Source organism: Bdellovibrio sp. (genome assembly GCF_036384735.1).
Lineage (GTDB): Bacteria > Bdellovibrionota > Bdellovibrionia > Bdellovibrionales > Bdellovibrionaceae > Bdellovibrio.
The window spans coordinates 41,593-60,845 of the sequence record NZ_DASVLT010000055.1 but is presented as its reverse complement, the minus strand read 5'-3'; the positions used below and the strand labels follow the sequence as shown (position 1 = coordinate 60,845).

Genomic DNA, 19,253 nt, shown 5'->3' with positions numbered 1-19,253 from the left:
TACGACTTCTTACCCGCGCTCCGCGCATGAGGTGAGAGGTGACTCGAACGGCAGGCGCCGCCAACAATTTGTAGCTAAACGTGTTCCACTGGCTGTCTGAGACGAAGTCTGTAAACTTCAATACAACGCTTGGCCTTAAAACATTTGGTTTTATTCACAGTGACAAGTTAGGCAAATTTAGCTAAGAAGTGGTATGAAGAACCTGTTTATAATTCTAATTTCAATTTTTTGCGTGAATATTGGGTACGGAGGACAAATGAGCTTAATAAAACAATATGCGGCTGATATCCCCGTAGACAGGCTTAATCAAGAAGTTGCGAGTTACCTCAAGAATGAAATTTCATACCTAGATTCATTTAAGAGTGATTACGTTTTAGTCGAATATAACGACGCTAAATCTGGAAAAACTTGGTACGTAGTTGATGGTTACTTCACTCTTCAAGATAATTCAGTTTTGTTCTTGGATTTTGACTATGAGCCAACAACAAAGGTGTCGAAAGCGATTAATAACTACGTCTTCGTACCTGAGGAAAATAAGCGATATCTTCTAAAGGCAGATGAGGTTTGCAATCCTTTTAAGCGTCACTTTATCGGGGTTGTTGGCGTAGGTTTCAGAGAGGCGGGTCATCTCGATGAACTTGTCAGCTTTCTAGGTCGAACTTTAAATGGTTCTGCTATGCTTTACACGGATGGTGCGAATCATATGATTCAAGATCTAACGTCATTTTTAGGCGCCAAACCTCTATTCACTCTCCATGAAGAAGATCTGGTTAAGAAATTAAATAATCTTCCCTATGTTAAGAGCGCGATGATTATTCCGTCGGGCCGAAATCCATCCGACGAAGCGATTTCTCAAACTTATGAACCAGTTACACTAGGGTGTAAGCACTAACAGAGTCTGTTTCAAAACCACTTGCTTTTAAGGCAAAGCCTGTTCAGAAATGGACGGGCTTTTTTGTTTCAAGCCAGCCGGCACGCGTTTAGCTAAACGTGTTCCACTGGCTGTCTGAGGTGAAGTCTGTGGATTTCAATACAACGCTTGGCCTTAAAACATTCCACCATTGACCGAATATACCGGGCCAATGAAAATCAATTCATGACCGAAAGAAACCCGTACGTAAATATCGCCGAGAAGATCTATTTAAGATTATTAGCTATTTGCTATTTTGTAGGCGGAGTTTGTCATCTTCTTGATGTTTTATCGTTACGATTAAACTTCCATCACATGGATCTTACGTGGAAAGTATGGATTGTGACACTTCTTATTGCAGACTTTGCTGCAAGTCTCGGACTTTGGTTTCAAATGAAATGGGGAGTGTGGCTGTTTCTTTCAATCGCTTTTGCCCAGCTTATTGCTTATTCAGGAGTTCTTGATACTCCTCGGAATGAACTTTTTCTCATTGGCTTTCACGGCATCACCGTCATGGTTTACTTTCTGTTGAGACTCCGCAGAAGCGGGCAGAGTTAGCAAGGGAGCTGTCTCACTCAATAATCAAAACTTCGGTTCCTTCCTCAACCAATTCATAAAGCTCAATAATGTCCCTATTGGAAAGACGAATGCAACCATGTGAAACCGGATTGCCGAGCAAATGTTCTTGGTTCGTTCCGTGAAGGTAGATATATCGCCCTAGTGTATTGGCGTTGTGTTCCTCGCATCCTTCAAGCCAAAGAATTCGGGATGTCACTAAATCCTCGGGCGATTGCCAAAGAGAACTTCCTGGTATGCACACTTCTCCGCTATGTACTCTTGCTCTAAAGATGGCTCCCTCTGGAAATTCACCGCCGATCTTTTTATGAATCCTTAATTTTCCAATCGGGGTTTTGTTGCTGCCAATTTCACAGCCAAGGCCATTCATGGCAGTTGAGACTGTGAATATGCGTGAGACTTTGCCGTCAATGAGGAGGGTGGCTTTTTGGTCTTCGGCGGAGATGAGGATTTGTTTGTGAGGCATAGAGTGATTATAGGGGCCTTTTGAGAAATTAGAAGTGGCTTTTATAGGTGGCCGAGAATTATTTTGTTGACGGATTTCTCTAAAGAACGCGATTGCTTGGGATTCATCTAATTTTTAGATCAATTTAATAAAAATAATCTAATTTAAAATATCTTATCAGAATGGTAGGGTCTGCCGGGCTTCATATTCAATTAAGGGGAGGATTCATGAAGACAATCGCGCTCTTCGTTTTGTTAGTATCATCAATGGCAGCGGCTCAAAGCTTTGAACCGGCGGCGAGACAGCTTGCTGACAGTACGCATGTGATCTCCGAATTGACTCAAGTTTCCGATATGAAAGTTAACTCATGTCAGTATGTCGGAGCCTCTACGGGTCCTTCATACTGTTGGTTTTGGATTTGTAAACCTCGGGGCTACAGCTCCTACAACTTTGATATGGCAAGTATGAGTTGCAACTGTTGCAATTAACATCGCCAAGTTAAGAGTAGAGTCGAAGCCAAGAGGATGTAACTGAAGCTGCACGGACTCGGCTGTGCTACTATGGCGACGACAAGAACTGGAGTAGTGGATATGTCCGAACGTATTCCTCCGGAGATGCTCAGCGTAATGTGTTCCAACGTGCTAGAGCTTGACAGATCTTGAAAAGCTCTCATGATATACGCATGAGGCTGTTTCTCTTTTGGATTACATCGTTATTCTTTTGCGCAATTGTAAGCTCAGAAGCTAAGGCGAGTGCATTTGTTCCAGACGTATCGCAGTCTTTGTTCTTCTCAGTTGAAAAAACGGCGACAAATCCTTCTTATATTGCGGCTGACCATTCAGCCTTTCAGTTAAATCATTTTTCGCCTCCACCATTTCTTCCGTCTCAGGTTTTCTCATTAGAAATTCCGAAGCTGTTTCAATCTTATGAAGCTTCGATCTCTTTAAAACATGATCCCAAAAGTTATTCTATCAGATCTGGTTTAAGTCCTCCGACCGCGTCTGCTTAAGACGATACAAAAATTCAATTAAAAATCTATTTATATCGGAAGGATAAATTCCATGAATTTACGATTGCTTACTATTGCCTTTTTATTAACTGTAACTTCATTCAAAGTATTTGCGAATGAAACAAAACCGTCTTTGACCAAATCTGATTTCTCCCACGCTGAAGAAGTTGTGAGGAACGAGAAGGCGATGGTTGAATTGAACTTAAGTCAAACGGGCAAGGAGAAAGTTAAACAACTGAATCAGTCCTATGTCGGCAAGAAGGTCTCTCTTAAACTGAACGGCAAAGAGGAGAAATTGACTCTGAGGGTGCCTATTGCTGATGGCAAGATGGAGGTGGGGCCTTTCACTCATGCAGAAGCTAAGAAGATCGTAGATGAGATAAATAAGAAGTGATGGTGGGGAGCGGAAGGAATGTCTTCCGCTCCTCTTTTATATCAATGAAGCCGGTGATTGTGACGTTTATGAAGATTGCGGAGTCTTTGGATGTGCTGCCTGGGGGGCTTTTGAAGGAGGCGTGGAACCTGAACCTTTCTGATCCGGCCCTGGACAAAACCGAGGTCTATTGTGAGAGCAGCTTTGGAAGATATGTTTGCTGGAGTTTATTTATCAGTGCAATGGCTTCAGAAGCCAGGGCCGGATTCGGATGATGAGCTGCTTTACAATTGCACGATAGAAATTGATTCGAAATAGTGCGAGGATAAAACGAAGGTCTATTGAAAGCTATACGAATTCATCGAATTGTTATCACGCGGTCCTCATCGGTATATTTTTTAAATACTATCAGTGTAATAAGATCTATGATGGAAATATGAATCCGCTTTCTGCCGACACAGAACGAATCGAGGCAATAAAATTCCGATGGCTTCATCTCGATCAAATACAGTCTCAATAAAAGCGCTTTCGAATAAAAACGCAGCGTCTCCGTCAGAACAGAAATGCGAAGTGCGAAAATTGGTCGAACTGGAGTCTCTCAGGCTTTACAAGATGACAAGCGATCCTGAGACCATAGAAGCAAGGATTCGAAGCCAGTAGACTGTTTTTGCGGGAGCTCAATGAGCTTGAAGGAATGGCTATAGATGAGCTTGTAGGGCTTAGCAAACCCGTACTACGTGATCAAGCGCGCCCGAAGGCATAAAGCTGAACGCTTTCTGACTTGCTGTCTGGAGATGAACAAGGAGAATCGAAGTCACCGCCAACACCTTTCATGGATATTTGGGTCAATGATTTTCGATAAGGGTTTTGTCTCGTTTATAAGGATTTTTGAACGAACAAACGATCTCTAATTCCGGAAATCCTAAACGACAATGGCAGTGGGAAAAAGGCACGGACTTTTGACCGCGCCCTAATGATGATGAAAGCTAAAAGGGGGAGCTTACTCTAGAACGTGAGTCATGATCCCAAGAATTTGTTTATTTGTCCAATCGACGACAATGAACAAATTAGAGTATTGAGAATCTCCGTCCGCCCCCTGATTAGGAAAAGGAGTGACGTTGTAAAATGAAAGGGTGCCATCGTTCATCGCAGCGCCAATTGCCATGCGAACTCCATCTGACGAATCAGGGGCTCCCTCTAACATGATTTTCTTAACCGCAACAGCAGCATCAACAACCCTAACGACCTCTGGACTAGAGCTCTGTATCGCCCCAGCAAACTCAGCGTATTTATTCGCCGCCTCTTTTGGGTTTGTGACACTTGAATCATTGATGGCATTGATAAAGAAGCCAAAGTCTGAACCTAGATCGAACTGTGGATTTTGCAGAGATTCAAAGGCAGAGCCCACAGCTCCAAGTCGAGCATTCTTGACCTCACTAGGCTTCAATGTAGAAAAAGATGAAGCCGAGGCAATAGAGGCTATTAAAATAAGATTAGCAGTCAAAGCTAGTGGAATAAAAAATATCTTCATAAAATGCTCCTGATGGGAGTGTTATATTTCGAGTCATTCAGATGATCTCGTTAGGATTTTAAATTCAGAAAAAAATGGAAGATCGTCAAAACTTTCAACACTGAACTCCTCTCCCTGGCCTTTCAGCATTCACGTTGGAATATCATCCTTGATATTCCAATCGCCCCTCCGGATGTTCTGAAGTAACGTCCTGTCATTTCAGTGGATGTCGAGGTGGTGGGGAGTTAATTTCTATCGGTGATGAAGTTGTGTGAACTTCTGCTGAAGGGAACCCGTTCCTTATATCAAAAGTGACGCGAAAACAGAACTGGAGATATCGCCAATCGTTTTCCCAAGAAGAGGGGACTTGTCAGAAAAAAGAAAGGCATTGAATTTAGTGCCTTTTTGGTCAGAATTTTGATCGATGACCAGTGAAAGTTATTGGCGCGGCTGAGGATTCAAGGTTGTTTGAAAAATAAACAGGACTATATGTATGTTGGTATGTTGTTTCTTCTGTAGAGAGGCTTCGTTTGCTTTGAGCTCCGGGTGATCCTGCGTTATTGATTATCGGACCATGGGCTAAGTTATGGCCATTAATTTCAAAAAGCGAATATATGTTAGTAGTAATAATAACTTATGTATAAATTGTATATATATAGATAAATAATTAATAACTAAAGATATATACATATATATACGATAAGTGATATTATATATACATATATGTAGGTGAATTATGACGAAGCTCATTTCAAACAGTTTTAGACGAACTCAATTAGATCGCAAATTTGCGGACCTTAAAAGCCGTGCAGTCTCCTCAGCTTTGCGACCCAAAGAGGGGTGGGTTAAGGAAGTTAGAAATGCCCTTGGAATGTCTATGAGTGATCTCGCAAAGAGAATAGGAGTCATTCCCGCACGTATTAGCCGAATTGAAAAAGATGAAGTCGCAGGCAAAGTGACTCTTGAGACTATGAACAAGGTTGCTGAGGCGATGAATTGTGAATTCGTCTATTTTATTATTCCGAAAAGTGGAAGTCTTGAGGCCACCGTCAATGAGCAGGCCGAACGTGTCGCTTCAAAAATTGTAGGAGTCGTAGATACGAATATGAAACTTGAGAATCAAGGAACATCAAGTTCATCAAAAAAAGATCTTTTGCAAAGTGTGGCAATAGATATTCTTACAAATCATGATAGGAAACTTTGGAAGTGAGCGAGATTAAAGCCACTAAGGATGCGACTCTGATTGATGAAGATCAAAAGCGGGGACTCATTCCTAATATCACAACTCAAGATGAGCTCAATGAGTACGAAGAGCGCAATATAGTTCAGGCCGTATTATGGGCTGACAGCAGTAGGAATTTTAAGAGAGATATTTTATCTGTTACGGGATTAGTAGCTCTTCATGAGAAAATGTTCGACAAGACATGGACGTGGGCTGGTGATTTTCGAACGAAAGACACAAACATAGGAGTGAGCCCTCGAGACATTCAAAATAATTTAAAACTTCTGTTAGATGATGTTCAGTTCTGGCTTCAGAACAATACATTGAGTCTTCATGAGATTGCGATTAGACTCCACCACAGACTTGTAGCAATACATCCATTCCCCAATGGAAATGGAAGGCACTCCAGAATTCTTACAAACTATTTCCTTAAGTTCAATCATGCCGGTGAATTCACCTGGAGCTCAAAAGATCTTGTTCGTGCAGGGGATGCTCGAGATCGTTATATATCAGCTCTTAAGAAAGCAGATGACGGAAATTTCACTGATCTCTTAGCATTTGCAAAAGAAAAATAGAAGCGCGCGCATCCGTTAGCCTTTAACTTAATTCGGGTGGTCTTAATATTGCCAACCTCTTTATTTCCGCAATTGATTTCCTGACGAAGCATAAAGATGAAACTGAAAATTGCGGATCTCGGAAGCGATTGGATCGAAGCTTTTAGATCTAAGAGTCGACGGTTAAGTCTCAATCAAAGAGTAGGGGCGGCAAAAAGCAGGTTGCCGCCCATTCAACTTATTTTGCAGTGCAGATCATTGCGACAGCTATTTTAGGTCCATTGTTCCCAAGATTACCGATGTACTGATATTCAAGATTTCCGCTGTAGGTTTGACCCTTATCAAAGTAAAGAGTCGCAACTTTAAGGGTGTAAATGTATTTATTAAGGCAATCACTTGTAGCGGAATAGCCGACTTGTTTTGTTTGTACGTCAACCAGTGTTGTCCTTAATGGTCCTCGAGTCGGGTGGCATTGAAGACCAGAGCCGTCTGCCTCAAAATTTCCTGTATACGAGTAAAGTCCACCCATAGGATGTCCCGTCAAGTAGAGATCAAAATCAAAGCGCGTGATCTCAGCGCTCTGTTGGCTGGCTTCGCAGTGAATAGAAGCTGCTGGTTTGTTTTGAGTAAATCCATTTTGTGAAAATAAAAGTACCACAGTGATAAGTCCTTTGTTCCATGTAGTCATTTAAAACCTCCTTATGTGTTTTTAGAGAAGCTAAGAGGTAGTCTTTTATCAGGCAAAGATTGAAACCGAGCGTCTTGAAAGTCACTTGATTTAATAAATAGTTAAATAGATAAACTATTTATGAAAATCAGTAAATTTATCGAGAGAAGCCCCGTAGTTCCCACTCTTTTGGTTGCAGAGGCCATTTCCAGGGATTTGGATACAAGGTTGAAAACTTTTGATCTTTCGATCTCTGAAGCATTGATCCTAGTTGGGGTCTTTTTTGAGGATAAAGAGGCAAGGCCGTCGGAACTAGCGAAAACATTGAGAATAAGCAGGTCGAGGTTAAGCCAATGTCTATCTCGGCTGATTACGGCTGGGTATTTGAATCGAAAGATTGAGTCGCAAGATGCCAGATTCATTAATATTCAGATTACGTCGCAAGGTAAGCATATTGCTCTTAAATTGATTAAGATCTTTGACGATCAGAGTACTAGAATCGAAGCGAAGGTGGGGGTGAGGAAAGCGGAAGCCTTAGCAGAGTCTCTGTTAAAGGTTTTTGAATAATTCGCGGTACAATCGCGCCGAGATCACAGAGATGAGCGACATAAGTCACAGTGATAGTGCAAACAGTGCGCGGCTCTGCGAGCACTATGTTGGCGACAAATAGACAAGAAAACGCGACAAAAATGGAAAGATTCATTCTTAATATCTATCGGAAAACGACTGTTAGATCACTAATTGTGGAGATGACTTTAGAATCTTACCTGCAATATGGACTTAAGGCTGCAATCTGAAAATCTCGAATTTTGGAGCACCCTGAGGCGCGACGCCAAAGCATAACGGCCTGCTAAGGAACTAAGACAGTGAAGTCGTAGTCTTTCCACCTGTTGGATGGACTGGGGTCGTTGGGATAAAGAACTATGTCGTTCTCAATGAGGGAGTTTGAAAAGACAATATAGTCAGTGATCTTTTTGCGGTCACTATTACAGACATTCCAGGATTTGAGAATCTTATCTTCTTTTTCATCTGTCATTTGAAGATTTATAGAAAGAGTTTTGATCCTGCTTTTATGAAGTAGGGACGGAACACCTTCGTATTCTTTTGTGTTTGCTAGGTGACTCTTGCCTGTGAAAAACAAAATCGATTTGCATTCTCTATTGGTAAGAAGACTTTGCAGATTCTTTGTCATCTCCTGGTTTCGTATTTTCATTGCGACATCTTTATCCCAATTATCCCAGGTATCGACACCGTAGACCTTAATGTTCAGTTTCACCGCCTCAGTATTAAGAAAAGAAAGTTCCTCGACGAGTTCGTGAAGAGCGTCTAGTTCTTTTTTGGATTTAGCATCTTTTACGATTTTGGCATCATTCGAAAATTTCTTATGTAGTTCCTCAAGTCTTTTTAAAAGGGTCGGGAAGTCTTTGGATTTAGGTATTTCTAATGCCAGGCATTTCGGTTCGTTTGAATGCTTTGAGAATTGTTTTAGAAGATCAATTCTAGCTGTCGCTTTGGTAAAATCGTGATGGTGCTCGCCAACGATTACGACCTGAGACAATTCAAGCGCTTTATTAAAGTTAGCTTCGTCAAGCGTGCTGGGGCTTGCAAGAAGTAGTTTATTTACTTTGTATTCGTCGCAAATGGTTTTTGATTGGGAAAAATTGGGTAGTAGCAAAATGCCGAATGCAAAGAATATCTTAAACATAGATTGATCTTAGAATGCAGTTATTGGTTCGGCAAGAAATGTCATTTAGTAAGTCGAAGAAAATGGCACCAAGTCCCTGAAGGTTTCGTCTTCTCGGATCACGCTTTAATATCCTCTTCAGACATAATTTCATGGACATGTCTTAAGTCAGATGGTCACAATAAAGAGTCTCGATCGTTTAGTGAGGTCTCTATGAATCAGGACAAGGTTCGTAAAAGAAAAAGAATTGGAATTGTAATGACCGGTGGCGGAGCTCGTGCTGCCTATCAAGCCGGTGTTCTTCGCGGGATGGCTGAGATAACCGGCGAAAAGAAAAATCCTTTCTCGATTATTTCCGGCTACTCGGCTGGAGCTTTAAACGGCGCTTGGTTGGCAAGTCAAAAAGGTGATTTCCTAGAAGTTACCGAGAAGCTTTGGGATACCTGGTCCTCGTTGACTGCAGAGAAGGTCTTCAAAGTAGATACCTTCTCGCTCGCCCAAATCGCCCTGCGATGGATTAAAGATCGAAGCATTGGTGGTTTGTTGGGACAAAAAAAGCAAATCACTTATCTTTTAGATACGACGCCCTTGGCGAAGTTAATTTCAGAAAGCATTGATTTTAGCACTTTGAACTCAAATATTGAGAACGGACTGTTTCACGCGGTTTCATTCTCAGCAACAAATTACCGTTCTGGACAGTCCGTGGCTTTTTATAATGGCCACAGTGAAATTCAAGACTGGAAAAGACTGAATAGGATAAGTTTAAGAACAAGATTTGAGCCCCATCATGTGATGGCTTCTTCAGCTATTCCGATTTTTTTTCCTCCAGTGAAAATCGCAGACTCCTTTTATGGTGACGGGATGGTTCGTCTGAATTCACCGTTAAGTGCCGCGATACATTTAGAGTCGGAAAAACTTCTGGTTATTGGGGTTCGCGGTCCGAGTGGAACGTCTCATCCGGCGAACCTAGAGAACACAAGTATCTCAGTTGGTGAAATAGTAGGAACGGTTCTTAATGGATTGTTCTTTGATTCTCTGGATGCGGATTTAGACAGAATAACTCGAATCAATTCTACGGTCGCTGCCATGAGCGACTCAGAAAGAGCGTCTCAACCTTTTCATTTGCGAGAAATTCCTCTTTTGGCTTTGACTCCAACAAGGGAAATCACCGAGATGTCCTCTTGCCATATTTCGCAAATGCCTCTATCGATAAATATTTTGTTAAGAGGCATTGGCGTTTCTGCGGGAAGAGGTTCTGAGCTGTTAAGCTATTTAGCCTTTGAACCTAGCTTTATAAAATCGCTTTTAGAAGCTGGGTATAACGATACTCTGCAAAGAAAAGAGACTGTCTTAAAGTTTTTAGCCGATACAGAGTAATTAATGAGTCTTATTCCAGAACATCACAGCTCGCCGTCACTTTACGTATCCGACCATTTGCAGAGTTGACCTCAAGGCGAATTGGACATTGAGGTGTGACTCCGCGAACTGAATAGTTCAGGGCTTTCATAGCATCTCCAGAAAGCATGGCGTAAGCTGTCACCTTCGAATTTAGAGACATTCCATAGTTCCCACGTGTTGTGGAGAAAGAAAGCGGAACGTTGTTACGCGAATCATATAGATAAACATTGTCTTCGATAGTACGACTGCTAACCAGGTTCACGACGCGAGAAGGAGCCTTTTTGCAGAAAGGAATTCTGACATTGAGAATCTTCAAAGATGTTCTGTCCAATGTGATATCTAAAGGACAACCCGCATAAATTTCCTCTGCTTGGCCTTGGATATAATAAAATCCAACGTTATCGATACCATCAATAATCGCGCTTCCGATCTGGATGTTCTTTGAGTTGCGATAGTAGACAATTCCACGGGTGGAAATTGAAATTCGTGGGACTTTATTACTATCCGATAGGACCATATTATCGTAGCCCCATTGAGACGCTTCGACGATTCTAACCACTAAAGGGGAAGACATGCTCTCGTCAGCCATTGCGTGAGTCTTTTGAGTTTTGATTCGTTTCAAGTTGCTTGCCGGGACGGTTTGATTGTTTTCAATAATCGGCAAATCCGTAACAACTTGAGCCTGAGAGGCCGTTGCCAATAGAGTTAGAAGTAACGCGGGAATGATGGAAAGTGCTTTTTTCATAAATTCTCCTAATGGCAGAAATATAGCGTTAAGCGACTTCAATCTCCTTTTGTTTTTAGTGAAAAGATTCAGATAATAGTTATTTAAAAGTAAATAAAATATATAAGCTAAATGTAAATAATTGTATAGAAATTAGACAAGTGCGGTGGCAGAACGAGAGCGAGAATTGCTACTTGTTCATTCTCTTTTTTATGGTTTTAAAATAACTTGCAATTGAACCACTTGGTTGTTGGCGCGATCTATTTCTAAAGCAACAGCCTGGCCGCTGCTGAGGCTTCGTTGAAGAGGCTCGCAATAGGGATGGGGTTTGCCTGGATTCTCTGAGGTTTGAAAGAAAGCCACCTGAGGCTTGTTGCGATCATCAGCCGTCACAAATACGACATTGCCATAGCTGATCGTAGCTGAACCTATCGTCTGAAAACCGCATTGAACCTGAAGAATAAAAGCCAAAACTTGAACCATTCAGGAAAAGCTTAAGTCTTACAAGTTTTTAATTCAACACCTCGAAGTCAATTGCCGCAGAGAGCTGTCCGCAATGCAGGAGGTGGAGCAGGCCCCGCAACCAATTTTCTCTCAAAAAATCAAAACAAAATGCGATGGCTAGAAAAAGCCCATGCGATACAAGGGCTTTTTCCGCTGAGGAGATTAGAACTGATTGTCATGATTCATGATGAACATTTCTTCCATCATGCGCTCATTTTGTTCATCGGCTTTGGTCTCTCTTCCGAGGATGCCGTTAGCTTTGTCAACCGTGTCGAACATAACTGCTAGATATTGATTTTGATTTTTTCTGATTTTGCTATGAATAACGTCGACTTCCTTTTTATTATAGTTTGGGGAAAGGACTGTCTTAATCAAAAGTGCTCGCAGCTTCAGAGACTCTTCACGAAGCCCCTGCATCTGTTGACTGGAGGATGCTTTTAAAGCGAGAAGTTGAGTTTTTATCTCAGGACTTAAATTGGATTTTTCAATGAGATCTTGAGCTTCCTGACGAAGTTGCGAAGTGTTCTTAACAGCTGGCGCCGTCGCGACCTCGTTGTTAACTTTTTCAATTGTTTTTTGAGCGCAACCTGCTGTTAGTGCCAGTGCAATAAAGAAAGTGCCAAGTGTTGTCGTTTTCATTTTTCCTCCCAGGTATTGAATGTAATGATCATCTTGTCTCAAGGTGAAAGGCAAGAGCGATGCCTGATCTTAAATGCCATTTGTTGGAGATGAGGAATAAATTGTGCCAAAATGGCAAAGACCATCGACAAAATGACCCATTCGCGCTCTCGCAGGTCAGTGAACTAAAAGAAATGCGGCATGCGTAAAGCGCGGTCAATAGCAAATGCACAGTTGATCAAGCCGACATGACTATATGTTTGAGGAAAATTTCCCCACTGACTTTGGGTCACGACATCAAAGTCTTCACTCATGAGGCCCAGATGATTTTGGGCAGCGATGACTATTTCTAATAATTTTTCAGCTTCTTTGGAGCGTCCTAGTTCAGCCAGTGCTTCAATGTACCAGAAGCTGCAAACTAAAAATGCCGATTTCTGAAGGCCGAAGTCATCGCGATGTTTGTAGCGAAGTAAAAACCCTGGGGCTAGGAGCAACTCTTTTTCGATGGCTTCTAAGTGTTGCCATGCGCGCTCTGGATCTTTGTCGTGAAAATAACCAATTGTAATTAATTGCAACATGCTGGCATCAAGTTCTTCAGAGCCCACTGCTTGTGTGTAGGCTTTCTTTTTTTCCGAATAACATTTTTCAATTAAGGCTGTGGCCTTATCAATAGTGACTTGCGCGCGAGCGGCAAGTTCCTCGTCATTTAATAAGCGCGCGACTTTTCTTACGGCGATACTTCCGGCCCAATGAAACATCAAGGTGTACGAGTGAATGGCTTGAGTTCCGCGGAACTCCCATACGCCGTTGTCTGGTGTCTCCATGGTTTTCTCGATGTAACGAATCACGGAGCGCATTAAGCGCGACGATCTTCGATCTCCGCGGCCCGTGAGGCGTTCATCTGTATACAGTTTAAATAAGGCGAGAAGAATTTGTCCGTAGGCATCGTGTTGAATTTGCTTTGCAGCTTCGTTTCCGATTCGGACCGGCTTATTGTTAAGATATCCTGATAGAGGAAGCTCGATCTCTTTCATATCAGTGGACCCATCAATGCGATACACTGGCTGAAGAGTTTCAAGATGATCTAGATCTAAATTCTCAATGAAGGTAGCATAGCGCTCCATCTCTTCGAAGTGACCTAACGAGTTCATTGCTGAGAGTGTGTAATACGTATCCCGCAACCAACAGAAGCGATAATCCCAATTGCGTCCTTCGCCATCAATTTCAGGAAGACTTGTGGTGCAAGCCGCGATAATGGCACCTGTATCTTCATATTGATGAAGTTTTAATATCAGTGCCGAGCGAATGACTTCTTTTTGAAAGATGTATGGAAGGTGGCAGTGTTCAACCCATTCAGTCCAGTAAGCAATTGTGCGACGAAAAAAATCTTCGAATGTAGGTTCAAGGGGACCTTCGAGCGGAATTCCCCACGATAATACAAAGTAAACAGAATCATCGAGGAAAAAATCTTTTTCTTCTAATATATAAGAGAGCGAAGCATCTGTGGTTAAGCGAACCGGTTGATCCAAACCTTCATAGCGAATGTGATTACTTCCGAATTGTGCAAATGGCTTAATCTCTCCGTAGTGGCCTACAGGACGACATTTGACATTAATGCGCGGATGTCCCGAAATTTTTTTTACTTTGCGAAATAGCATCAAAGGTTTATGATAACGCTCGAAGAGTTTGAATCGCGGTGCAAAATCGATAACTTCAAATGCACCGTCTTCCGTCTCAAACCTGGTGCTTAGCACATTTGTGTTTCTGATATACGACTGAGTTGTTGTAAACTTATCAGTGGACGGGTTGATAGAAAATTGCCCCCCTTTTTCGGGATCTATCAATGAACCAAAAATAAAACTAGAATCGAATCTTGGCCAGCACAGCCAGCTGATGTTAGCCTTGGTGTCTACAAGCGCTGAATATGCGCAGTTGCCAATGAGACCCATCTGATATCGGTGGGGAGTTTGAGAAGGTGTTTCACGTTCCACGATGAGGCCTTTCTGTAAAAATAAAATTCAATTTTGATTTTATCGGAGGACGGCATGCCACAAAAGCCCAAAAGAATTTTCGTCAGTAACAGATTGCCATTTAACATCTCTTCGGAGGGCGAATTGAAAAGAGGAAGTGGCGGTCTTGTTTCTGCCTTATTGGGCGTGAGTCTCAATGAACCTTTTGCGTGGTTTGGTTTTGAAACAAATTTAAAAGCCTCAAAAGAACTTGCAGCAAAAGCTCACGAAATCAATCCTCATTTGGAATGTTATCCTGTTTATTTACAAAAAGAAAAGTATGAAAAATATTACGACGGATTTGCTAACGATATCATTTGGCCGCTTTTTCACTACGAAAGTCATTTAACGAATTTTAATCGTGCCAATTGGGAAGCCTACAAAGAAGCTAATCAGACAATGGCCGATGCCATTGCGAAAGTTGCAAAACCAGGCGATACAGTTTGGATTCACGATTTCCATTTTTTGGTTTTACCCAAGATGCTCCGTGAGCGCGCCCCTGATGTGCGCATTGGATTTTTCCTGCACATTCCATTTCCAAGCGCAGAGTTATTTAGACAACTTCCTGTGCGTGAAGAAATTCTGTCTTCACTTTTGCAAGGGGATCTTCTGGGGTTCCATGAGCATTCTTATCTGCGCCAGTTCGTTGTGAGCTTGAAATCAATTTTGGGAGTAGAGTCCTCGTTCTTTAAAGCAGAAAATGAAGGTCATGCAACTCATCTTGGAGTTTTCCCAATCAGTATTGAAAGTGATGCCTACAAAGAAAAAGCTGCAGCCGCTGAAGTTCAGGAAAAGGCTGAGCACTATAGAAATATCAGCAACGTTCCGTTTTCAATTCTTGGCGTGGATCGATTGGACTACACTAAAGGTCTTGAACTGAAACTTCGCGGTTTTCAGCATGCTCTTAAAAAATATCCGGAACTTGTAGGCAAAATATCTTTGCTGCAAGTCGCGGTTCCCACGCGAGAAAGAGTTCCGGCCTATATTAAAATGAAAAACGAAGTCGAGCAGTTAGTTGGAGCAATTAATGGAGAATTCGGAGCTCCCTCCTACATTCCTGTGCATTATATTTTTAAATCCGTTTCGGAATTGGAACTTCTCGCATTATATCGTCGGGCGAATGCTGCCCTTGTTACGAGTAAGAGGGACGGAATGAATTTGGTGGCCATGGAGTTTGTCATGGCTCAAGATCTTGAAACACCGGGCACATTAATTCTGAGCGAGTTTGCAGGGGCCTCTTCGCTTTTAAGTGATGCTTTGATTATCAATCCTTGGGATGTGGATGCCATTGCTGACGCCATCAAACAAGCTTATGACATGAAATATGAAGAACGGGCGGAGCGCTTATCTCATCTTCAGGATATCCTGTCTCGCTACTCGTCGACAAAATGGGCGACTGGGTTTCTGGAGGACTTGGAGAAAATAAAACGGACGTCCACAAAACGTGCGATGGAAATTTCTCCGTTTAGAAGGTCGTGGCCATCAAATTTATTGAAAGCTCTCGGTGCATCCAAGATCAAGGTGATCTTGGATTACGATGGCACGACCGTGGCGATAACAAAACGCCCCGAACAGGCCGTGCTTCTTGAAGAAACCAAAAAGCTTTTAATAAGTCTTCATACCAATCGCATGGAGGTTTTTGTTCTCAGCGGGCGCACGAAAGAGTTTTTGGAAAGCCAGTTCGGCGACATGCCAGTGGGGCTTGCTGCGGAACACGGTGCTTTTTATAAAATACCTGGAGAACCTTGGCAAAGCCGTATCTCTTCTGACATTCAATCATGGTACCCCCATGTCGAAAGAGTGATGAATGATTACTCAGAGAAAGTTCCTCTTTCATGGGTTGAGAAGAAAAGTGCCTGTCTTGTATGGCATTTTAGACAATCTCCGCAGGACTTTGCGCAGTATCAAGCAAAGAAGATGGATGACGAACTTCAAGTAGGTATGGCGAATGAGCCCGTGTCCATCGTTATAGGGAAAAAAATCGTCGAAGCAAAGGCTATTGAATGTAACAAAGGAAGTTTCTTAAGGTGGCTCATGAAACAACCAGAAAATAATGACACAAGTATCATCTGTATCGGTGATGATCGCACGGACGAAGATATGTTCAAGGTCGTAGGATCTCGAGGTGTTTCAATTAAAGTGGGACAGGGCTTTACTGAAGCGCAATTCCGTCTAGAAGAGCAAAAAGATGTCATCATCTTTTTAGGTGAGCTACGTGATATGGTTGAAGAACGAAATAGCTCTTCAAATGTTGCGCACAAATAAATAAAGTCCTCCCCAAAAAAAATAGGGAGGACTTTTTAATTGGTTCAGCTATTTACTGTGCTGCCTGTGTATAAGTTAGAGTTTTATTTATAAACTGATCGGCGTTCTGAATTCTGCGAGACATCTGAACTTCAATTTTAAGTTTCTTACTCCAAATTGAATCAGAGTCTTTGAATTGAAGTTTGCCTAAGTTCACTATGACTTTATCGTTGGTCGATTGAACTAGAGTGGCAGGAATCTGCCCGTCAAATACAACTTTATCGGAAACCAACCAGCGAATTTGCGTTATTTTCACATAGAAATAGTCTTTTACAAGTTGAGGTCGCGGTGTTGATGTCGCTGCGATAATTTGTGTCGCCTTTCCAGTGTGAGTGTTACTTAGCGTAATGTTCGCAAAATCTGTCAGTTTAAAGGCATCAGTGATCGTCAATGTGTGCTCATGGCCTTCAGTGGTTTGCTGGCCAACGAAGACATCAGCAGAGTCGTAAGTGAATTGAATAGTTCCATTTTTAGATGTCGCTTTTACCGAGCCAGTGTATTTGCTCGGATCTTTTTGAGAAGCCCAAATAACGTGGGCGACCTCATCCGATCTGCGTGAAAATTCATAATAACGGTTTGCTACGTGAGAACCCGCAGCAAGAAGTTGACTTGCACCTGTTTTGCTTAGGTAAAGATTTTCCGTAAGTTCTGCAGAGACTGCTTTTTGCGGTTCGAGTTTATTTATATTCACAGTTGCGATGCTATTTTCCTCTGGCAGTGTTTGGTCTGACTTAACAAGAATCAGATGACCATAGTTGCCATCGTGTCCATTATTTCCTGAGCGGCCTGAATCGCCCGATTTACCATCCGTGCAAGAGTGTTCTTCGTCATGACAGTTCGAACCGATACAGGTGTGAGTTCTCCATGAGCTTCGGTCGCAACGGCATCCTTTGTCGCCACCACGTCCAGGGTCTGCGCCGCGACCACCGTAACCGGGTGTTGCGTCGATTAAAATATTTTTCAGTTGTGCAAGATCCGAATAGTAAATGGTCGTGTTGCCACCATTGCCACCGGCTCCGCCGTCACCGCCATCGCCGCCTTTTCCCGCATCCGCACCGGTTAAATCATCATCACCTGGGTGCATCATGCAGGCCCATGCGTCGTTGCCGTCTCGACCATCTTCGCCGTTGCCACCATTGTTACCTCTTAAGGTATAGCTGATGGGGCTTGAGATTTTTTGCGCAAACACCGTAATGCTTCTGCCATCTTGACCAGCACGGCCATCTGAGCCAGAGCTGCCGTTAGAGCCAGCAGTTCCAAAGGTGCTACTAAATGCAAAAGATTGGGACGCTAAGAATAAAATGCCAAACAGTATATAATGAAACTTCATTTTTAACCTCGTACTTCTAGAGATAAGGCTGTTATGGGTAATGCGATTTTGATCAGCAATTCCAATGCCGAGAATGTAGGTGTCGGCTTGATACTGGTCGCAGTTAGCGAGACAAAATGGAGCACTCTAGAAGACGAATAAGAAGTAAAAGCCCCTTAGTAGGGGCTTTTAGAAGATCAGGTCTGATGTGACAGATAAAGACTTAAGAGTTTTTACTGACTGTTTCGGCAACGCCCTTGGAGTTCACGTGTACAACTTTTGTTTTGCTCACTTGAATTGTCGGCAGATCTTTATCATCCAAACCTAGTGCCTTCATTTTCTCAACTTCAAAAGGCACAATTTGTTTCGGGCCTTTTTTGCCAGGATGAAGTTTCCATTGATGGGCGCAGTTTTTAGAGCACGTCTCTTTTTTGAACTCGATTTTGGCGCAATCAACGCAGATCAACTCTTCGCTATCGCAACGTGAACAGTCGATTTTGACTTCAGAAGGCTGACCGCAGTGAGGACACAACCCATACTTCGTAGATGGTTGAAGGTTTTGATCCAAAGCTACTCGGTGATCGAAAACAAAACATTCACCTTCGTATTGATCATTGGGATACTCGTTCAGATAATTGATGATGCCACCATCAAGTTGGTAAACATTGTCGTATCCTTGCTTTTGCAATTCGAGAATTCCTTTTTCGCAACGAATGCCACCAGTGCAGAAGATCAACATTTTCTTATCTTTAGAGATACCCTGAGATTCAATATACTGAGGGAAATCTGTGAACTTCTCAATATTCGGATTCAATGCGCCCTTGAAAGTTCCGATTTTGTATTCGTACCAGTTGCGTGTATCAATCATCACAAAGTCTTTTTCTTCTTTTAAAACCTTGTTCCACTCTGTCGGAGTGAGGTGATGATTCACGCCTTCTGGTGGCATCATTTCTGGAATACCTGTGGTTACGATCTCTTCGCGGATTTTAACTTTGAATCTGCGGAAAGGTGCTTTTTCAGAATACGAGTCTTTAAAGAATTGATTCGGCTGATTGAAGTATTCACGAATGAATTGCTTCCAAGAATTAAAGGATTCCTCTGAAGAAGCAGAGACTGTCGAGTTGAAGCCCTCGTGACCGAGGATCACAAGACCTTTGACGTTTAATTCTTCAGCTTTATTCTCGAGATCTTTTTGAACCTGAGCTGGATCAGCTAGTTTCAAAAATTTATAGAAAGTCGTAACATAATGCTTCGAAGCATTTGCGGTTGTCGTCATATAGCACCTGCAGTTGTCCTAAGATCAGCCGTTTACTAAATGGTTGATCTATCCTGGCTCCAAACCAAGCGGAGTTGAAAGTTCGAGGGCTGTTATAAGGGGCTTGAGGTCAATCCGCAAGAGGGAAAGCGACTTTTAGCGTTAAATCCACCCCGAAGGGG

Annotated in this window: 19 protein-coding genes; 9 read left to right on the top strand and 10 right to left on the bottom strand. The window is 42.4% G+C overall.

What is annotated here, in order from left to right:
* Positions 1-256 precede the first annotated feature (256 nt).
* Complete coding sequence (locus VF412_RS16805) at positions 257-892, top strand: hypothetical protein (protein WP_331340423.1); 636 nt, start codon at positions 257-259, stop codon at positions 890-892.
* Between the two features lie 204 nt (positions 893-1,096).
* Positions 1,097-1,468 (top strand): hypothetical protein, encoded by a 372-nt coding sequence (locus VF412_RS16800; protein ID WP_331340422.1) that lies wholly within the window; start codon positions 1,097-1,099, stop codon positions 1,466-1,468.
* Positions 1,469-1,481: 13 nt separating this feature from the next.
* On the opposite strand, the gene VF412_RS16795 is transcribed toward VF412_RS16800, so the two are convergent.
* Positions 1,482-1,952 carry a L,D-transpeptidase gene (locus tag VF412_RS16795; protein ID WP_331340421.1) on the bottom strand — a complete coding sequence of 157 codons (471 nt, stop codon included), beginning with the start codon at positions 1,950-1,952 and terminating at the stop codon, positions 1,482-1,484.
* 206 nt (positions 1,953-2,158) lie between these two features.
* On the opposite strand from VF412_RS16795, the gene VF412_RS16790 reads away from it, so the two are divergent.
* Together VF412_RS16790 and VF412_RS16785 are read left to right on the top strand one after the other, a co-directional pair.
* The gene (locus VF412_RS16790; protein WP_331340420.1) at positions 2,159-2,419 is read left to right on the top strand and encodes a hypothetical protein; all 261 of its coding nucleotides are present in this window, start codon (positions 2,159-2,161) and stop codon (positions 2,417-2,419) included.
* A gap of 573 nt (positions 2,420-2,992) precedes the next feature.
* Entirely contained in the window at positions 2,993-3,334 is a 342-nt protein-coding gene (locus tag VF412_RS16785) for a hypothetical protein (protein ID WP_331340419.1), read from the top strand.
* Between the two features lie 979 nt (positions 3,335-4,313).
* On the opposite strand, the gene VF412_RS16780 is transcribed toward VF412_RS16785, so the two are convergent.
* Positions 4,314-4,844 (bottom strand): hypothetical protein, encoded by a 531-nt coding sequence (locus VF412_RS16780; RefSeq protein ID WP_331340418.1) that lies wholly within the window; start codon positions 4,842-4,844, stop codon positions 4,314-4,316.
* A gap of 715 nt (positions 4,845-5,559) precedes the next feature.
* Here VF412_RS16780 and VF412_RS16775 point away from each other — a divergent pair.
* Entirely contained in the window at positions 5,560-6,033 is a 474-nt protein-coding gene (locus VF412_RS16775; protein WP_331340417.1) for a mobile mystery protein A, read from the top strand.
* Positions 6,030-6,620, top strand: coding sequence for a mobile mystery protein B (locus tag VF412_RS16770; RefSeq protein ID WP_331340416.1), 591 nt, complete (start codon positions 6,030-6,032; stop codon positions 6,618-6,620). Before VF412_RS16775 ends, VF412_RS16770 begins: the two co-directional genes overlap by 4 nt.
* 217 nt (positions 6,621-6,837) lie before the next feature.
* Here the strand turns inward: VF412_RS16770 and VF412_RS16765 are convergent, their stop codons facing one another.
* Positions 6,838-7,287 (bottom strand): hypothetical protein, encoded by a 450-nt coding sequence (locus VF412_RS16765; protein WP_331340415.1) that lies wholly within the window; start codon positions 7,285-7,287, stop codon positions 6,838-6,840.
* A gap of 120 nt (positions 7,288-7,407) precedes the next feature.
* Here VF412_RS16765 and VF412_RS20095 point away from each other — a divergent pair, with 120 nt between their 5' ends.
* Positions 7,408-7,833: a MarR family winged helix-turn-helix transcriptional regulator gene (locus VF412_RS20095; RefSeq protein WP_414640843.1), complete on the top strand. Its 426-nt coding sequence runs from the start codon at positions 7,408-7,410 to the stop codon at positions 7,831-7,833.
* A gap of 283 nt (positions 7,834-8,116) precedes the next feature.
* On the opposite strand, the gene VF412_RS16760 is transcribed toward VF412_RS20095, so the two are convergent.
* Positions 8,117-8,971: a hypothetical protein gene (locus VF412_RS16760; protein ID WP_331340414.1), complete on the bottom strand. Its 855-nt coding sequence runs from the start codon at positions 8,969-8,971 to the stop codon at positions 8,117-8,119.
* Positions 8,972-9,163: 192 nt separating this feature from the next.
* Between VF412_RS16760 and VF412_RS16755 the strand changes: the two genes are divergently transcribed.
* A complete protein-coding gene (locus tag VF412_RS16755) occupies positions 9,164-10,327 on the top strand; it encodes a patatin-like phospholipase family protein (RefSeq protein ID WP_331340413.1) in 1,164 nt (387 codons plus the stop codon).
* A 10-nt stretch (positions 10,328-10,337) separates the two neighbouring features.
* Here VF412_RS16755 and VF412_RS16750 read toward each other — a convergent pair whose 3' ends face one another.
* From VF412_RS16750 to VF412_RS16735, 4 genes are all read right to left on the bottom strand, one after another.
* A complete protein-coding gene (locus tag VF412_RS16750; protein WP_331340412.1) occupies positions 10,338-11,093 on the bottom strand; it encodes a hypothetical protein in 756 nt (251 codons plus the stop codon).
* A 189-nt stretch (positions 11,094-11,282) separates the two neighbouring features.
* Entirely contained in the window at positions 11,283-11,555 is a 273-nt protein-coding gene (locus VF412_RS16745; RefSeq protein ID WP_331340411.1) for a hypothetical protein, read from the bottom strand.
* A gap of 183 nt (positions 11,556-11,738) precedes the next feature.
* Entirely contained in the window at positions 11,739-12,215 is a 477-nt protein-coding gene (locus VF412_RS16740; RefSeq protein WP_331340410.1) for a hypothetical protein, read from the bottom strand.
* A gap of 164 nt (positions 12,216-12,379) precedes the next feature.
* Entirely contained in the window at positions 12,380-14,185 is a 1,806-nt protein-coding gene (locus VF412_RS16735; protein WP_331340409.1) for a glycoside hydrolase family 15 protein, read from the bottom strand.
* Between the two features lie 54 nt (positions 14,186-14,239).
* Between VF412_RS16735 and VF412_RS16730 the strand changes: the two genes are divergently transcribed.
* A complete protein-coding gene (locus tag VF412_RS16730) occupies positions 14,240-16,468 on the top strand; it encodes a bifunctional alpha,alpha-trehalose-phosphate synthase (UDP-forming)/trehalose-phosphatase (RefSeq protein WP_331340408.1) in 2,229 nt (742 codons plus the stop codon).
* Positions 16,469-16,520: 52 nt separating this feature from the next.
* On the opposite strand, the gene VF412_RS16725 is transcribed toward VF412_RS16730, so the two are convergent.
* Positions 16,521-17,837 carry a hypothetical protein gene (locus VF412_RS16725; protein WP_331340407.1) on the bottom strand — a complete coding sequence of 439 codons (1,317 nt, stop codon included), beginning with the start codon at positions 17,835-17,837 and terminating at the stop codon, positions 16,521-16,523.
* A 202-nt stretch (positions 17,838-18,039) separates the two neighbouring features.
* Complete coding sequence (locus VF412_RS16720; RefSeq protein WP_331340406.1) at positions 18,040-19,092, bottom strand: rhodanese-related sulfurtransferase; 1,053 nt, start codon at positions 19,090-19,092, stop codon at positions 18,040-18,042.
* Positions 19,093-19,253: the final 161 nt, after the last annotated feature.

Excerpts from the sequence above, each read along its gene's own strand:
- VF412_RS16805 (WP_331340423.1), top strand. The coding sequence starts at position 257 with ATGAGCTTAATAAAACAATATGCGGCTGATATCCCCGTAGACAGGCTT.
- VF412_RS16800 (WP_331340422.1), top strand. The coding sequence starts at position 1,097 with ATGACCGAAAGAAACCCGTACGTAAATATCGCCGAGAAGATCTATTTA.
- VF412_RS16795 (WP_331340421.1), bottom strand. The coding sequence starts at position 1,952 with ATGCCTCACAAACAAATCCTCATCTCCGCCGAAGACCAAAAAGCCACC.
- VF412_RS16790 (WP_331340420.1), top strand. The coding sequence starts at position 2,159 with ATGAAGACAATCGCGCTCTTCGTTTTGTTAGTATCATCAATGGCAGCG.
- VF412_RS16785 (WP_331340419.1), top strand. The coding sequence starts at position 2,993 with ATGAATTTACGATTGCTTACTATTGCCTTTTTATTAACTGTAACTTCA.
- VF412_RS16780 (WP_331340418.1), bottom strand. The coding sequence starts at position 4,844 with ATGAAGATATTTTTTATTCCACTAGCTTTGACTGCTAATCTTATTTTA.
- VF412_RS16775 (WP_331340417.1), top strand. The coding sequence starts at position 5,560 with ATGACGAAGCTCATTTCAAACAGTTTTAGACGAACTCAATTAGATCGC.
- VF412_RS16765 (WP_331340415.1), bottom strand. The coding sequence starts at position 7,287 with ATGACTACATGGAACAAAGGACTTATCACTGTGGTACTTTTATTTTCA.
- VF412_RS20095 (WP_414640843.1), top strand. The coding sequence starts at position 7,408 with ATGAAAATCAGTAAATTTATCGAGAGAAGCCCCGTAGTTCCCACTCTT.
- VF412_RS16760 (WP_331340414.1), bottom strand. The coding sequence starts at position 8,971 with ATGTTTAAGATATTCTTTGCATTCGGCATTTTGCTACTACCCAATTTT.
- VF412_RS16755 (WP_331340413.1), top strand. The coding sequence starts at position 9,164 with ATGAATCAGGACAAGGTTCGTAAAAGAAAAAGAATTGGAATTGTAATG.
- VF412_RS16750 (WP_331340412.1), bottom strand. The coding sequence starts at position 11,093 with ATGAAAAAAGCACTTTCCATCATTCCCGCGTTACTTCTAACTCTATTG.
- VF412_RS16745 (WP_331340411.1), bottom strand. The coding sequence starts at position 11,555 with ATGGTTCAAGTTTTGGCTTTTATTCTTCAGGTTCAATGCGGTTTTCAG.
- VF412_RS16740 (WP_331340410.1), bottom strand. The coding sequence starts at position 12,215 with ATGAAAACGACAACACTTGGCACTTTCTTTATTGCACTGGCACTAACA.
- VF412_RS16730 (WP_331340408.1), top strand. The coding sequence starts at position 14,240 with ATGCCACAAAAGCCCAAAAGAATTTTCGTCAGTAACAGATTGCCATTT.
- VF412_RS16725 (WP_331340407.1), bottom strand. The coding sequence starts at position 17,837 with ATGAAGTTTCATTATATACTGTTTGGCATTTTATTCTTAGCGTCCCAA.
- VF412_RS16720 (WP_331340406.1), bottom strand. The coding sequence starts at position 19,092 with ATGACGACAACCGCAAATGCTTCGAAGCATTATGTTACGACTTTCTAT.